General features: G+C 68.6%; 9 protein-coding genes and 1 pseudogene. 5 read left to right on the plus strand and 5 right to left on the minus strand.

From position 1 onward, the window contains the following. The 4 genes from FV222_RS06515 to FV222_RS06530 form a co-directional block, all read left to right on the plus strand. A partial coding sequence (locus FV222_RS06515; protein ID WP_147813535.1) for a squalene/phytoene synthase family protein occupies positions 1 to 675 on the plus strand: 675 nt, incomplete at its 5' end. Next, positions 675 to 1,961, plus strand: a complete 1,287-nt coding sequence (hpnE, locus tag FV222_RS06520) for a hydroxysqualene dehydroxylase HpnE (protein WP_187277237.1) — start codon at positions 675 to 677, stop codon at positions 1,959 to 1,961. The genes FV222_RS06515 and hpnE, both read left to right, overlap by 1 nt. 142 nt (positions 1,962 to 2,103) lie before the next feature. Beyond that, entirely contained in the window at positions 2,104 to 4,101 is a 1,998-nt protein-coding gene (gene shc, locus FV222_RS06525) for a squalene--hopene cyclase (RefSeq protein WP_147750161.1), read from the plus strand. An 87-nt stretch (positions 4,102 to 4,188) separates the two neighbouring features. Further along, positions 4,189 to 4,875 carry a phosphorylase gene (locus tag FV222_RS06530; RefSeq protein WP_147761302.1) on the plus strand — a complete coding sequence of 229 codons (687 nt, stop codon included), beginning with the start codon at positions 4,189 to 4,191 and terminating at the stop codon, positions 4,873 to 4,875. A 108-nt stretch (positions 4,876 to 4,983) separates the two neighbouring features. Here the strand turns inward: FV222_RS06530 and hpnH are convergent, their stop codons facing one another. Then, the gene (gene hpnH / locus FV222_RS06535; protein ID WP_147761303.1) at positions 4,984 to 6,147 is read right to left on the minus strand and encodes an adenosyl-hopene transferase HpnH; all 1,164 of its coding nucleotides are present in this window, start codon (positions 6,145 to 6,147) and stop codon (positions 4,984 to 4,986) included. Positions 6,148 to 6,832: 685 nt separating this feature from the next. Here hpnH and FV222_RS06540 point away from each other — a divergent pair. Further along, the gene (locus FV222_RS06540) at positions 6,833 to 9,490 is read left to right on the plus strand and encodes an MMPL family transporter (RefSeq protein ID WP_147761304.1); all 2,658 of its coding nucleotides are present in this window, start codon (positions 6,833 to 6,835) and stop codon (positions 9,488 to 9,490) included. 271 nt (positions 9,491 to 9,761) lie between these two features. Here FV222_RS06540 and hpnK read toward each other — a convergent pair whose 3' ends face one another. The 4 genes and pseudogenes from hpnK to FV222_RS06560 all read right to left on the minus strand — a co-directional run. After that, positions 9,762 to 10,601 (minus strand): hopanoid biosynthesis-associated protein HpnK, encoded by an 840-nt coding sequence (gene hpnK / locus FV222_RS06545; protein ID WP_147761305.1) that lies wholly within the window; start codon positions 10,599 to 10,601, stop codon positions 9,762 to 9,764. Positions 10,602 to 10,728: 127 nt separating this feature from the next. Next, a complete protein-coding gene (gene hpnJ, locus FV222_RS06550) occupies positions 10,729 to 12,162 on the minus strand; it encodes a hopanoid biosynthesis associated radical SAM protein HpnJ (RefSeq protein WP_147750147.1) in 1,434 nt (477 codons plus the stop codon). 97 nt (positions 12,163 to 12,259) lie between these two features. Beyond that, positions 12,260 to 13,444 (minus strand): bacteriohopanetetrol glucosamine biosynthesis glycosyltransferase HpnI, encoded by a 1,185-nt coding sequence (gene hpnI, locus FV222_RS06555; RefSeq protein ID WP_147761306.1) that lies wholly within the window; start codon positions 13,442 to 13,444, stop codon positions 12,260 to 12,262. A gap of 75 nt (positions 13,445 to 13,519) precedes the next feature. Further along, positions 13,520 to 14,020: pseudogene (locus tag FV222_RS06560) on the minus strand (ABC transporter substrate-binding protein); the annotation flags it as partial. Positions 14,021 to 14,086 lie beyond the last annotated feature (66 nt).

Raw genomic sequence — 14,086 nt, forward strand, 5'->3', positions numbered from 1 at the left:
GCCGACGTACGGGCGGCCGAGCTCGACCGCTGGCGTGCCGACGTCGACGCGCTCTACGCCGGCAAGCCGCCCGCGCGGGTGCGCGACCTTGTCGTGCCGGTGCAGCGCTACGACCTGAAGCGCGCGGATTTCCATGCCGTGATCGACGGCATGGCGATGGATGCGTTCGAGGACATCGTCGCGCCGGACGAGGCGACCCTCGACCTCTATTGCGACCGGGTGGCGAGCGCCGTCGGCCGGCTGTCGGTGCGGATCTTCGGCATGCCCGAGGCGCTGGGCATCAAGCTCGCCTGGCACGAGGGCCGGGCGTTGCAGCTCACCAACATCCTGCGCGACATCGACGAGGACGCCGAGCGCGGACGCCTCTACCTGCCGCGGGAGAAGCTGGCCGCCATCGGGCTTAGCGATCCGACGCCGCAATCGGCCATCGCGCACCCGCGCATCGGCGAGGTGTGCGCGGCCGTCGCCGCCGAGGCGGAGGCGCATTACGCGGAGACCTGGGCGATCATCGCCAAGAGCCCGCGCAAGCCCACCAAGGCGGCCCGGCTGATGGCGGCGGCCTACCGGCTCTACCTCGTCGCGCTGCTGAAGCGCGGTTGGGCGATGCCGCGGGCGCGGGTGAAGCCGAAGAAGCTCGCCCTGGTCGCCGTTGCGCTTCGGCACGGCATCGTCTGATGGGGACCGTCCACGTCGTCGGCGCAGGGCTCGCGGGCCTCTCGGCCGCTCTGTCCCTGGTGGAGCGCGGGGCACGCGTCGTCGTGCACGAGGCCGCCAAGCAGGCCGGCGGCCGCTGCCGCTCCTACTACGATCCGACGCTCGGGCTGGAACTCGACAACGGCAACCACCTGCTGCTGTCGGGGAACACCGATTCCCTCGACTTCCTGAAGCGGATCGGCGCGCCGGACGACGCCCTGACCGGACCGGACGAGGCCTTGTTCCCCTTCGCCGACCTGAAGACCGGCGAACGCTGGACCCTGCGCCCGAACGCCGGCCGCGTGCCGTGGTGGGTGCTGAGCAAGGCGCGCCGCGTGCCGGGAAGCCGCGCGCGGGACTATCTCGCGCCCCTGGGCATCCTGCGTGCGGCGGCCGGGAAGGCGGACGGCGCCGGCGGCACCATCGGCGCCAGCATGGCCTGCGAAGGCCCGCTCTACGACCGGCTCTGGCATCCCGTCCTCCTCGCCGCGCTGAACACCGAGGTCGCCGAGAGCGACGTCGGCCTCGCCGCCAAGATTCTGCGCGAGACGCTGGGCGCCGGCGGCGCGGCCTGTCGCCCACTGGTGGCGGTGAAGGGCCTGTCCTACGCCTTCGTCGACCCCGCCCTGCGCACCCTCGAAGCGCAGGGCGCGAGCGTCCGCTTCGGCCGGCGCCTGCGCGGGCTCGGCCTCGGCGCCAAGGGCGTCGAACGGCTCGACTTCTCGGACGGAGCGGTCGAGCTGGCCGCGGACGATTCGGTGGTGCTGGCGCTGCCCCCTTGGGTCGCCTCCGAGATGCTGCCCGGCCTGTCGGCGCCGAAGGCGTTCCGGTCGATCGTCAACGCGCATTTCAAGATGGTGCCGAAGCCCGGTTCGCCGCTGATCCTCGGCATGGTGAATTCGCTGACCGAGTGGCTATTTGCTTACCCCGATCGCTATTCGGTGACGATCAGCGGTGCCGACAGGCTGCTCGACGTGCCGCGCGAAGATCTAGCCAAGCAGATCTGGGCCGAGATCGCCACCGTTGCCGACCTTGCACCGGAACTGCCAAGCTGGCAGATCGTCAAGGAGAAGCGCGCGACCTTCGCCGCGACGCCGGCCGAGGCCGCGCGCCGTGCCGGGGCGGAGACCGCGTGGGCGAACCTCGTGCTCGCCGGGGACTGGACGGCCACCGGGCTGCCCTCGACGATCGAGGGGTCGATCCGCTCCGGAAAGACGGCTGCGCTCGCCCTGTCGTGCGATGCGGCACGCACGCGCGGCGCGGCATGAGGCACGACCGGGACGACGATTCGTGCGGGCCGGCGACGCGCCGGTACGGCACGTGCGTAGGCGAGACGAGGCGGGCGAGCCGTGACCCGATCCGGGACGATCGGGTTCGGTTCGAGAGTTGTGGCCGGTTGAGGCGAGGATGATGCGAGAGGCTGTGAACAAGGTCGAGGCGCTGCAACGCCCGAAGACCCAGGCGATTTCCCTCGACGACGTGGATCACGGTGTCGCGCGGGCGACCCGTGCGCTCACGGCCTTGTCCCACGACGACGGGCACATCTGCTTCGAGCTCGAGGCCGACGCCACGATCCCGTCCGAGTACATCCTGTTCCACCAGTTCCGCGACACCAAGCCCCCCGAGGGCCTCGAGCCGAAGATCGGCAACTACCTGCGCCGCACGCAGGAGAAGCATGGCGGCTGGGCCCTCGTCCACGAAGGGCCGTTCGACATGAGCTGCACGGTGAAAGCCTACTTCGCCCTCAAGATGATCGGCGACGACATCGAGGCGCCGCACATGCGCCGCGCCCGCGAGGCGATCCTCTCCCGCGGCGGCGCCGCGCAATCCAACGTGTTCACCCGCTTCATCCTTGCGCTCTACGGCGAGGTGCCGTGGGCGGCGGTGCCGGTGATGCCGGTCGAGGTGATGTTCCTGCCGAAGTGGTTCCCGTTCCACCTCGACAAGGTGTCGTACTGGGCGCGCTGCGTGATGGTGCCGCTCTTCGTGCTGCAGGCGACGAAGCCGCTGGCGAAGAACCCGCGCGGGATCGGCATCGGCGAGCTGTTCCTGACGCCGCCGTCCAGCGTCCGTCGCTGGCCCGGCAGCCCGCACGCGACTTGGCCGTGGACGCCGATCTTCGGCGGCATCGACCGCATCCTGCAGAAGGTCGAGGGGCACTTCCCCAAGCGCATCCGCCTGCGGGCGATGGAGAAGGCCCGCGCCTGGGTCAGCGAGCGCCTGAACGGCGAGCACGGCCTCGGGGCGATCTTCCCGGCCATGGTCAACACCGTGCTGATGTACGAGGCGATGGGCTACGGCCCGGACCATCCCCAGGTCCGCGTCGCCTGCGACGCCATCGAGAAGCTCGTGGTCGTCAAGGCGCACGAGGCCTACGTGCAGCCCTGCGTCTCGCCGGTCTGGGACACGGCGCTCGCCGGCCACGCCCTGCTGGAGGCCGGCGGCACCGACGCCGAGGGCCAGGCCCGGGCCGGGCTCGACTGGCTGCTGCCGCGCCAGGTGCTCGACATCGCCGGCGACTGGGCTGCGGCCAAGCCCAAGGTCCGACCCGGCGGCTGGGCCTTCCAGTACGCCAACGCGCACTACCCCGACCTCGACGACACCGCCGTGGTCGTGATGGCGATGGACCGCGCCATGCGCCAGCACGGGCTGGTGGCGAACATGCCGGATTACACCGCCTCGATCGCCCGCGCCCGCGAATGGGTCGAGGGACTGCAGTCGAAGGACGGCGGCTGGGCGGCGTTCGACGCCGACAACAACCACATGTACCTGAACCACATCCCGTTCTCGGATCACGGCGCGCTGCTCGATCCGCCGACCGCGGACGTGACGGCCCGCGTCGTCTCGATGCTGTCCCAGCTCGGCGAGACCCGCGAATCCTCGAAGGCGCTGGACCGCGGCGTGACCTATCTGCTCAACGACCAGGAGCAGGACGGCAGCTGGTACGGCCGCTGGGGCATGAACTTCATCTACGGCACCTGGTCGGTGCTCTGCGCGCTCAACGCCGCAGGCGTCGACCCGCAATCGCCGGAGATCCGCCGCTCGGTGGAATGGCTGATCCGCATCCAGAACCCGGATGGCGGCTGGGGCGAGGACGCGTCGAGCTACAAGATCGATCCGGCCTTCGAGGCCGGCTCCTCCACGGCTTCGCAGACCGCCTGGGCCCTGCTGGCCTTGATGGCGGCGGGCGAATGCGACGACCCGGCCGTGACGCGCGGTATCAACTTCCTCGCGCGGACCCAGGGGGCGGACGGCTTCTGGAACGAGGAGCGCTACACCGCCACCGGCTTCCCGCGGGTGTTCTACCTGCGCTACCATGGCTACCCGAAGTTCTTCCCGCTCTGGGCGATGGCGCGCTACCGCAACCTCAAGCGCGGCAACAGCCGCCAGGTCGCCTACGGCATGTGAGGCGTCGCCGGGGCTCGCTCCCGGCGCATTCGATTCGGGTGGGAATCGTCGCCCGATCCGCGGCTCCTCCGCTTCAGACCGGTGCCGATGTCCTTGCAGCCGAACGTCCTCGTGGTCGCGGGCCTCGCCCGCGAGGCCCGCATCGCGACCGGCCCCGGGGTCGAGGCGATCCAGGCCGGCGGAAGCCCCCAGCGCCTGCGCGTCCTGCTCGACGCGCGCGCCGCACCCGGTTGCGGTGGCGTCGTCAGCTTCGGCATCGCCGGCGGCCTCGATCCGGCCCTGCGGCCCGGCGACGTCGTGGTCGCGACCGGGATCGTCGCCGGCGAGCGCTGGGCCGCGGACGCCCGCTGGACCGCGATACTTTTCAAAAAGCTCGAAACGACGGGACGACGCGTGGTGACGGCCGACCTCGCGGGCGTCGACGCCGCGATACTCACGGTCGCGGACAAGGCGACCCTGCGCCGGGCGACCGGGGCCGCGGGCGTCGACATGGAATCGCACGTGGCCGTCGCCTACGCCGCCCGGTACGGCCTACCCTTCGCTGCGATCCGCGTGGTCTGCGATCCGGCCGAGCGGGCCTTACCGGCCTTCGCCGCCCACGCGCTGAAGCCCAACGGCGATCCCGACATCCTGGCCGTGCTCCGCGCGCTCGCGACCGGCCGCGCCCGACCGCGCGACCTGATCGGCCTCGCGCGCGATTCGTCCGCGGCGTTCAAGGCGCTCGCCGCCGCGCGGGCAGCACTCGGCGCAGAGTTCGGCCTGTCGGAGATCTAGACTCCCTCTCCCTCGCCGCTCGACCTGCCCAAAAACGAAGAAAGCCCGCGGCCTGTGACGGCCGCGGGCTTCGATGGATCGCCGAAGTCGATCCGATCTGCGTGCGGATCAGGCCGCGGTGCGGTTGCGGGCTTCGCGCTTGGTGTCGACGCCCGACGCTTTGATCTCGGACAGCTTCTGGGCGACGTTGCGCGAGAACACGAACTCGGCCGGGCGCTGGTTCTCGAGGCTGACCTCGGGGGCCATCTCGCCCTCGGTCTTGATCCCGCGGAAGGCGTGGATCAGCGGCTTCCAGGGCTTGCGGACCGAATCGACCACCGAGGAGGCCTCGTAGCCCGAGTGGACCATGCAGTCGGCGCACTTCTCGTAGTTGCCGGTGCCGTAGGAATCCCAGTCGGTCTCCTCCATCAGCTCCTTGAAGGTGGCCGTGTAGCCCTCGCCGAGCAGGTAGCAGGGCTTCTGCCAGCCGAACACGGTGCGGGTCGGGTTGCCCCAGGGCGTGCAATGGTAGGTCTGGTTGCCGGCCAGGAAGTCGAGGAACAGGCCCGACTGCTGGAAGGCCCACTTCTGGCGGCCCTTCTCCTTGCCGGCCCGGAACACGCCGCGGAACAGGTCCTTCGTCGCCTTGCGGTTGAGGAAGTGCTGCTGGTCGGGCGCGCGCTCGTAGGCGTAGCCGGGCGAAACGGTGATGCCGTCGATGCCCATCTTCGTCACGCTGTCGAAGAAGTCGGCGATCTTGTCCGAGGACGAATTGTTGAAGAACGTGCAGTTGATGGTGACGCGGAAGCCCATCTCCTTGGCCTTGGCGATCGCCGAGACAGCCTTGTCGTAGACGCCGCGCTGGCACACCGAGCCGTCGTGCATCTCCTTGTCGCCGTCCAGGTGGATCGACCAGGTGAAGTACGGGCTCGGCTTGTACTCCTTGATCTTCTTCTCGAGCAGCAGCGCGTTCGTGCACACGATCGCGAACTTCTTCTGCGCGATGATGCCCTCGACGATCTGCGGCAGGTCCTTGTGCAGCAGCGGCTCGCCGCCGGCGATCACGACCATGGGTGCGCCGCACTCGCGCACGGACTCAAGCGCGTCGGCCACAGGCAGGCGCTTGTTCAGGATCTCGTCGGGGTAATCGATCTTGCCGCAGCCGGCGCAGGCGAGATTGCAGCGGAACAGGGGCTCCATCATCATCACGAGCGGATAGCGCTTCCGGCCGGTGAGATGCTGCTTGAGGATGTAGCTGCCGATCGTCGCGACATACCGGAGGGGGATTCCCAAGATACGGCTCCTGTTTGCGTAGCCCCGAACCAGGGGCTGCTTAACGTGAAAAAATTTCGAATTCCAGCGCTCTAGCCTGGAACCGATCTGAACGGGCGGGTTCTGGGCCGTTCTGTGCCGGTGTTTGCGGCGCTGACGCAAGCGGGCCACAGCCCCCGTCGCCATCGCCGGGCGCACAATTCGTTAGCGCGGACCCCATCCTGCCATTGCGTCGGCAATGCGACGGCATTCCCGGTAAACCGCATCCACGGTGATATTGCAGTGCGAAACGGCGCTGGCGCCACACATCGATGGGGAGAGCGAGGCGCGCCGGGTGTCGCTGCGTTGCAATCGGGGGGCTGCAAGATTACTGAGCGCTGCGGCCTTGGCGCAACGATCGTGCCTTGGATGCGTCCTTTCCCGACGTCGTCCGGTGCGCGAACCCGGTCGGCGTCGCGCTTGCGTCCACACGGCATCGTGAGACGTGCGGACCGCGAACGGGCCGGGTCCTGCAGCTATGCCGGGCCGTGGACGGACGAGAGGTCGACGCGTCGGGGTCCGGCGCTTCGTCCATTAGGGTCGGCCCGAGGGCTCGGTCCAAGGGCTCGCGCCGCCGACGGATCCTGCGGGAACCGGGGCGGCAGCATCGAAGGTTCGAGAGGGATGCGGCCTGGAAGGGCGGCAGCTCCAGGTAGGTAGGGTACTCGTGATCGAACGACTCGTCGCGTTTTCCGTCCGGCATCGGTGGGTCGTGATCGCCCTGGTGGCGCTGATTACCGCTGCGAGCACCGGGGTCGCCGCGCACCTGTTCCGCATCAACACCGATGTCGAGCGCCTGATCGACCCGAAGGAGCCGTGGCGCCAGGACGAGATCAACTACGAGAAGGCGTTCCCGCAGCGCACGAACACCGTCGTGGCGGTGATCGACGGCAAGACGCCGGAGCAGGCCGAGGAGGCCGCGAACGCCTTCGCCAAGGCGATCGCCGTCCACAAGAACCTGATCGAGACCGTCTACCGCCCCGACGGCGGCCCCTTCTTCGAGAAGAACGGCCTGCTGCTGCTTCCGCAGGCGGAGCTCGAGAAGACCACCGAGCAGCTCGTGCAGCAACAGGGCCTGCTCGGGCCGCTGGCCTCGGATCCGAGCCTGCGCGGCGTGATGCGCGTCCTCGGGCTCGGCGCGCGCGGCATCAAGAGCGGCGACGCCAAGATCGAAGACCTCGACAAGCCGATGGGCGAGATCGACCGGACGCTGCAGACGGTGCTCGACGGCAAGCCCGCGCGGATGTCCTGGCAGCTCCTTCTCTCGGGCGGCGAGAGCAAGACCACCGACCTGCGCAAGTTCGTGTTGATGCAGCCGGTGCTGGACTTCAACGCGCTGCAGCCGGGCTACACGGCGACCAAGCTGATCCGCAACGTCGCCAAGGATCTCAACATCGATGCCGAGCACGGGTTGACGATGCGGCTCACCGGCCCGGTGGCGGTCGCCGACGACGAGTTCGCGACGCTCTCGGACGACGCGCTGCTCAACAACCTCGTCACGGTCGGCGCCATCGTCTTGTTCCTGTGGCTCGCGCTCCGTTCGGCGCCGCTGGTCGTGTCGGTGCTGATCACCACCTTCTCCGGCCTGATCGTCACGGCGGCGCTCGGCTTGCTGATGGTCGGCGAGCTGAACCCGATCTCGGTCGCCTTCGCGGCTTTGTTCGTCGGCCTCGGCATCGATTTCGGCATCCAGTTCTCGGTCCGCTACCGCGCCGACCGCTACGAGCAGCCGACCCTCGAAGACGCGATTCGCGCCGCCGCGCGCGGCGTCGGCTGGTCGCTGACGCTGGCGGCGGTGTCCCTCATCGCCGGCTTTTTCGCCTTCCTGCCGACGGCCTTCCGCGGCGTCTCCGAGCTCGGCCTCATCGCCGGCGTCGGCATGGTCGTGGCCTACTTGTTCGCGATCACCTTCCTGCCCGCGCTCATCGCTGTCTTCCGGCCGAAGGGCGAGAAGGTTGCGGTGGAGACGACGTGGCTCGCCGGCGTCGATCCGTGGATCATCCGCAACCGCAAGGCCGTGCTGATCGCCGTCGGCCTGATCACGCTGGCCGGCGCGCCGCTGCTGTGGAAGCTGCCGTTCGATTCGAACCCGATGCACCTGCGCAGCCCGCACGTGGAATCGATCGCGACCTACCTCGACCTGATCAAGGACCCCGCCACGAGCCCGAACGTTGCCGACGTGCTGGCGCCGAGCGTGGACGCCGTGCCGGAGGTGACCAAGAAGCTCGCCGCGTTGCCGCTTGCGGCCGACATCATGAGCATCGACACCTTCGTGCCACGCGACCAGGACAAGAAGCTCGCGACCGTCGCCGAGACGGCGGAGTTGCTCGATCCGATCCTGAACCCGACGCGCAAGCCACCGCCGCCGACGGACGCCGACAACGTCAAGGCGTTGAAGGACACCGCGACCGCCCTGTCCGGCATCGCCGGCGGCAACGCGCCTGGCAACAAGACCGCGGGGCAACTCTCGCGGACGCTCGAGAAACTCGCGGCCGCCCCGGTGGCGAAGCGCGAAGCCGCGTCGGTCGCCCTCACCACCGATCTCGGTCCCCTGCTCGCGCGGCTTCGCGGGATTCTGCACCCCGAGAAGATCACCCTCGCCAACCTGCCGCCGCAGCTGAAGGCCGAGTGGGTCGCCCCAGACGGCCGCGCCCGCATCGAGGTCCACCCGAAGGGTAACTCGAACGACGACGAGGTGCTGCGCCAGTTCGCGGCCGAGATCCAGACCGTCGCGCCGCACGCCACCGGCGCGCCGATCGCCACGACCTCGTCGAGCTACACCATCCTCGGCGCCTTCGTTCAGGCGGCGGTGACGGCCCTCGTCCTGATCTTCATCATCCTCTCGGTCGCGCTGCGTAAGCCGTGGGACGTGGCCATGACGCTGGGGCCGCTGGTGCTCGCCACCCTGTGGACGCTGATGGCCCTGCACGTCGTCGGCATGCCGCTGAACTTCGCCAACATCATCGCGTTGCCGCTGATGCTCGCGGTCGGCGTGGCCTTCCACATCTACTACGTGATCGCCTGGCGCGCCGGCGTCACCGACATGCTGGCCTCCAGCCTGACGCGGGCGATCTTCTTCTCGGCGCTGACCACCGGCACCGCCTTCGGCTCGCTGGTGCTGTCGAGCCATCCCGGCACTGCGAGCATGGGCAAGCTGCTGGCGCTGTCGCTGTTCTTTACGCTGATCGCGGCCTTCTTCGTGGTCCCGGCCTTCCTCGGCCCGCCGCCGAGGCAGCCCGATGCCGACCGTCCCGAAGGCGAAGAAGCCGGACGCCTGCCGGGTGTGGGCTCCAAGGTCCACGCTGAGCCCGCCGCCGTGAAGTGACGGCGGTCGTCTCTGAAGCCTTGAACGCGGCGCCGTCCTCCCAAGGACGGCGCCGTTTTCGTTTCGCTGGAAGACGCGATCAGTGCGCGGGCGTGGCCGTCCCGGTCGCGGCCGGGTCTTGTTGCGTGAAACCTTCGTAACGTGACGCTATCGCGCGTATATAATGCCTAATGCAATTAGTAGCGGTTATACAATGCATATAATATAGTATCAACGACGTTGATCGGATCGTTCTCTATTCGCCGAAGGCGTGGTCTATCCGCCGTGCGCCCTACGAAAAATCCGAAAACCCGCCGCGGATGATCTTTTCTTGCGCGAGAATCGCCATCGCTTCGGGAGCGACGAGCGCGTCGCGTTCGGCGGCGTAGGCGTAGCCGGGAGCCTCGCCCGGGAAACCTGCGGCGGTGGCAGGATGGGTGTAGAGTTCCGTCAGCCCGTCCGGCAGGTTGGCCAGCAGCGCGGCGACGCGGGGCGGCGTCATCGCCCCGGACCAAGCCAGCCCGAGGGTGCGGTCGGGGATCGTCAGGCTCATCCTGCGGGCGCGCACCGCGAGCAGCGCCGCCCAAGGCGCGGTGTCGAGGGCCGCACGCGGCGTCGCGCCGGGTTCGGCCAGCCTGAGCACCGCACGGGGCTCGCGCGGCACCCGAATCGCGCGCACCCCGTAACGCGGCCCGATCGCCAGCACCGCGCCCGCGATCAGCGGATGGACGTGGAAGTGCTTGTGGGCGTTGACATGGTCCAGCAACAAACCCGTCGCCCGGAACGCCTCGAACTGCGCCGTGATCTCGGCGCTCAGCTGGCGCCGGGCGGCAGGCTTCAGCGCCAGGTCGAGGCCGAGGCGCTCCATGTCGCGGCGCATCAGGCCGTCCGCATCGGTCAGGTCCGGCAGCTGGGCGGCCGGCAGCGTCGGCCAGGCCTCGACCAGCACCAGGTGCAGCCCCACCCGCAGCGACGGCATCCGCCTGGCGCGGGCGACCGCGTCCGCGGCGGCGGGTGCCGACACCATCAGGCTCGCCGCGGTGAGGATGCCGTCGCGATGGGCCTGCTCGACGGCCTCGTTGACCTCGCGGCTGAGGCCGAAATCGTCGGCGGTGACGACGAGACGCTTCACGGACACTCCCCAGGAACGCAGATCGCGAGCAGGGCACCTGCCCTCCACCCGCCGGGGCCCCCGGCCCAATAAACGAAAACGGCCGGGCTGCGAGGCCCGGCCGACGACTTCATGAGACCGAAAGGGTTCAGGCGGCCTTGGCGGTACCCTGACGCTCCTTGAGGAAGCGGTAGAACTCCACGCCTTCGCGCAGGCGCCGCTTCATCATGTCGGGCGAGCGGACCATCTCGGAGACGATCGAGGCGATCTTCGGGGCGCGGAAGTAGAACTTCCGGTAGAACTCCTCGACGGCCGCGAAGATCTCGGCATGCGACAGGTGCGGGTAGTGCAGCGGTGCGATCTGCACCCCGTTCTCATCGACGAGCTCGGCGTTCTCGACGTCGAGCCAGCCGTTCTCCACCGCCTGCTTGTAGAGGAATGTGCCGGGGTAAGGCGCCGCCAGCGAGGCCTGGATGGTATGCGGATTGATGCGCTTGGCGAAGGCGATCGTCTCCTGGATCGTCTCGCGGGTCTCGCCCGGCAGGCCGACGATGAAGGTTCCGTGGATGGCGATGCCGAGGTCGTGGCAATCCTTGGTGAACTTCTCGGCGACCTCGACGCGCATGCCTTTCTTGATGTTGTTCAGAATCTTCTGGTTGCCCGACTCGTAGCCGACCAGCAACAGGCGCAGGCCGTTGGCCTTCAGCACTTCCAGGGTCTCACGGGGAACGTTCGCCTTCGCGTTGCACGACCAGGTCACGCCAAGCTTGCCGAGTTCGCGCGCGATCTCCTCGGCGCGGGGCAGGTTGTCGGTGAAGGTGTCGTCGTCGAAGAAGAACTCCTTCGTCTGCGGGAACTCCTTCAGGCAGTACTTGATCTCTTCGATCACGTGCGCGACCGAGCGGGTGCGGTAAGTGTGCCCGCCCACCGTCTGCGGCCACAGGCAGAAGGTGCAGCGGCTCTTGCAGCCGCGGCCGGAATAGAACGAGATGTACGGGTGCTTCAGGTAGCCGATGAAGTATTTCTCCATCTCGAGGTCGCGCTTGTACACGCTCGTGACGAAGGGAAGCTGATCCATGTCGGTCATGATCTCGCGGTCCTCGTTGTGGACCACGACGCCGTCGGCGTTGCGATAGGACAGACCCTTGATCTCCGACATCGGCGTGCCGTCTGCGACTTCCTTGACGGTGAAGTCGAACTCGTTGCGGGCGCAGAAGTCGATGCACGGGGCCTGGGCCATCGCGCCGGCGGCGTCCACCGCGACCTTCGCGCCGATCAGGCCGGCGATCAGCTTCGGGTTGGCGGCTTTCAGCGCCTCGACGGTCTTCACGTCCGACTTGAACGACGGCACCGAGGTGTGGAGCACGACCATGTCGAAGTCGTTGGCCTGGGCGACGATCTCCGGCAGCTTGATGTTGTGCGGCGGCGCGTCGATCAGCTTCGAGTTCGGCACCAGGGCGGCCGGCTGGGCGAGCCAGGTCGGATACCAGAACGACTTGATCTCGCGCTTGGCCTGGTAGCGGGAACCGGCGCCGCCGTCGAAGCCGTCGAAGGTGGGAGCCTGAAGGAAGAGCGTGCGCATGGGGTTCAAGGCCTCAGAGCAGGGCGATCGGGTCGGAAGGACGACGAATCGGGGACGAGAGAGCGAAACCGCAAGTCGAGACGGCGGGCTGGCAAGGTCAGACGGTGGGCGACTCAGCATCCTGGCCGAGATTGCCCTCCGGAATAAGCGTTCCATCCGCAACGACGCGATAATCGTGACCTTTCCATGTCACCGCACCCGATACGAAGCTCCATGAGAAGTTCGCGAACGAGAGGATGTCGCGGATCGGCAACAGCCAGTAGGGATGGGGGCCTATGCCGAAGGCGCGCTCCAGCCGCATCGACAGGATGATGCGGCAGGCGAGCGCCAGCGCGGCGACGCCGAGCGCGGTTGCGCCGGCCTCCGGCATGAGTGCCGCGATGAGGGCGATCGGAAAGGCGTGGGTGACGATCGAGCCGGCATAGCCAGCCGGGTCGACGTTGCGGATGGTGCGGTTCCAGCGCAGCTCGTGGCTCCAGAGGCCCGCGATCGCGGTGTCGACGCAGGTATGCCCGATCGTAAAATTCGGGATCGCCACCCGGCCGCCGAGGCCACGCAGGGCCTCGCCGATGGCGTAGTCGTCGGCGAGGTCGTCCTTGAAGGTCGCGAAGCCGCCGATTTTGGCGAGGGACGCCGCCGTGAAGGCGATGGTCGAGCCGAAGCAGGGCTTGGCGAGGCCGAGAGCGGTGCCCATCACGACGTTGGGCAGGAACTGCACGTCGATCGCCAGCGCCGAGAGCTGGGCGTAGACGCCCCGGTCGGCCGGGATGCCGTGGTAGAGGCAGGTCACGCCGGTGACGCCGGGGGCCGACAGCTCGGCCACGACCCGTGTGAGGTAGTCTGGGCGCACCACCATGTCGCTGTCGGCGAGCACGACGACCTCGTTGGCGATCGCGTCCGACATGTTGATCAGGTTCGAGACCTTGCGGTTCGAGCCGTGCTGGCGCGCGTCGACGACGAGGTCGATCCGCAGCGCCGGAAAGGCCGCCTCGATCCGCCGCACGACGCCGATCGCGGGATCGCCGACGCTCTGCACGCCGAACACGATCTGCACCGGGCCGGCATAGTCCTGGGCGCAGAAGGTCGCGAGGTTGTCGAACAGGTTCGGCTCGAGGCCGCAGAGGGGCTTCAGCACGGTGACCGACGGCCGATCCACGCCCTCAGCGAACTCGGGCGCCGGCGTCGCGGAGAACCGCCCGGCGAGGAACGCCGCGGTCAACGCGTAGAGGCAGCCCGCGAGCGCGGGGACCAGGAGGATCGGCGAGAGCCAGGTGAGGTCCATGGGAACGTCGCTCGGTCGCGGGAGGCGAGAATCGGTGGGCCGCGGCGGGCGGCGCGAAGGCTCTGTGCAGGCCGTTCAAGGCGCCGGTTTGGCGGTCAGCATGCCGTCGGTGCGTTGGCGAAGGAATTTCAGCACCCCGTCGGCCCCGCCTGCCTTCAGCGGTGGGCCGAGGGTCGCCCGCTGTCCAGCGACCTCGCTGACGTTGCCGTTGAGCAGCACGTCCTGGATGCGGTTGTCGGCGTTTACGACGAAGTCGATCTGCGAATCGTCGCCGTCCGGGGTGGTCACGTGGGTGAGCACGCGCTGGTTGCTACCGCTCGGCTCGCTCTTGCGGGTCACCTCGAACTTCGCGCCCGCCGCCCGCGCGAGGCGGTTGGCGTAGGTCACGACGAAGTTGCGCCGGAACGCCTCCGTGATCGCGCCCTGCTGCTCGGGGGTGAAGTCGGCCCATTTGGCGCCGATCGCGAGGCGGACCATCGCCGGGTAGTCGAAGGATCGCTCGAGGGTCGGGCCGACCGCGTCGACCCGGTCCTTCAGGGTTCCGGCGCCGTTCTTCACGGTGGCGTCGAAGCGGGCGTAGAGCCCGTCGACAACGGCGACCGCCGGATCGTCGGCGGCCGCGTTTGTCGACGGGCTCTACGC

Source organism: Methylobacterium sp. WL103, assembly GCF_008039885.1.
GTDB lineage: Bacteria > Pseudomonadota > Alphaproteobacteria > Rhizobiales > Beijerinckiaceae > Methylobacterium > Methylobacterium cerastii.

What these genes read in the sequence shown, in the direction of transcription:
- hpnE (WP_187277237.1), top strand. Translation starts at nt 675, where the DNA reads ATGGGGACCGTCCACGTCGTCGGCGCAGGGCTCGCGGGCCTCTCGGCC.
- shc (WP_147750161.1), top strand. Translation starts at nt 2,104, where the DNA reads ATGCGAGAGGCTGTGAACAAGGTCGAGGCGCTGCAACGCCCGAAGACC.
- FV222_RS06530 (WP_147761302.1), top strand. Translation starts at nt 4,189, where the DNA reads ATGTCCTTGCAGCCGAACGTCCTCGTGGTCGCGGGCCTCGCCCGCGAG.
- hpnJ (WP_147750147.1), bottom strand. Translation starts at nt 12,162, where the DNA reads ATGCGCACGCTCTTCCTTCAGGCTCCCACCTTCGACGGCTTCGACGGC.
- hpnI (WP_147761306.1), bottom strand. Translation starts at nt 13,444, where the DNA reads ATGGACCTCACCTGGCTCTCGCCGATCCTCCTGGTCCCCGCGCTCGCG.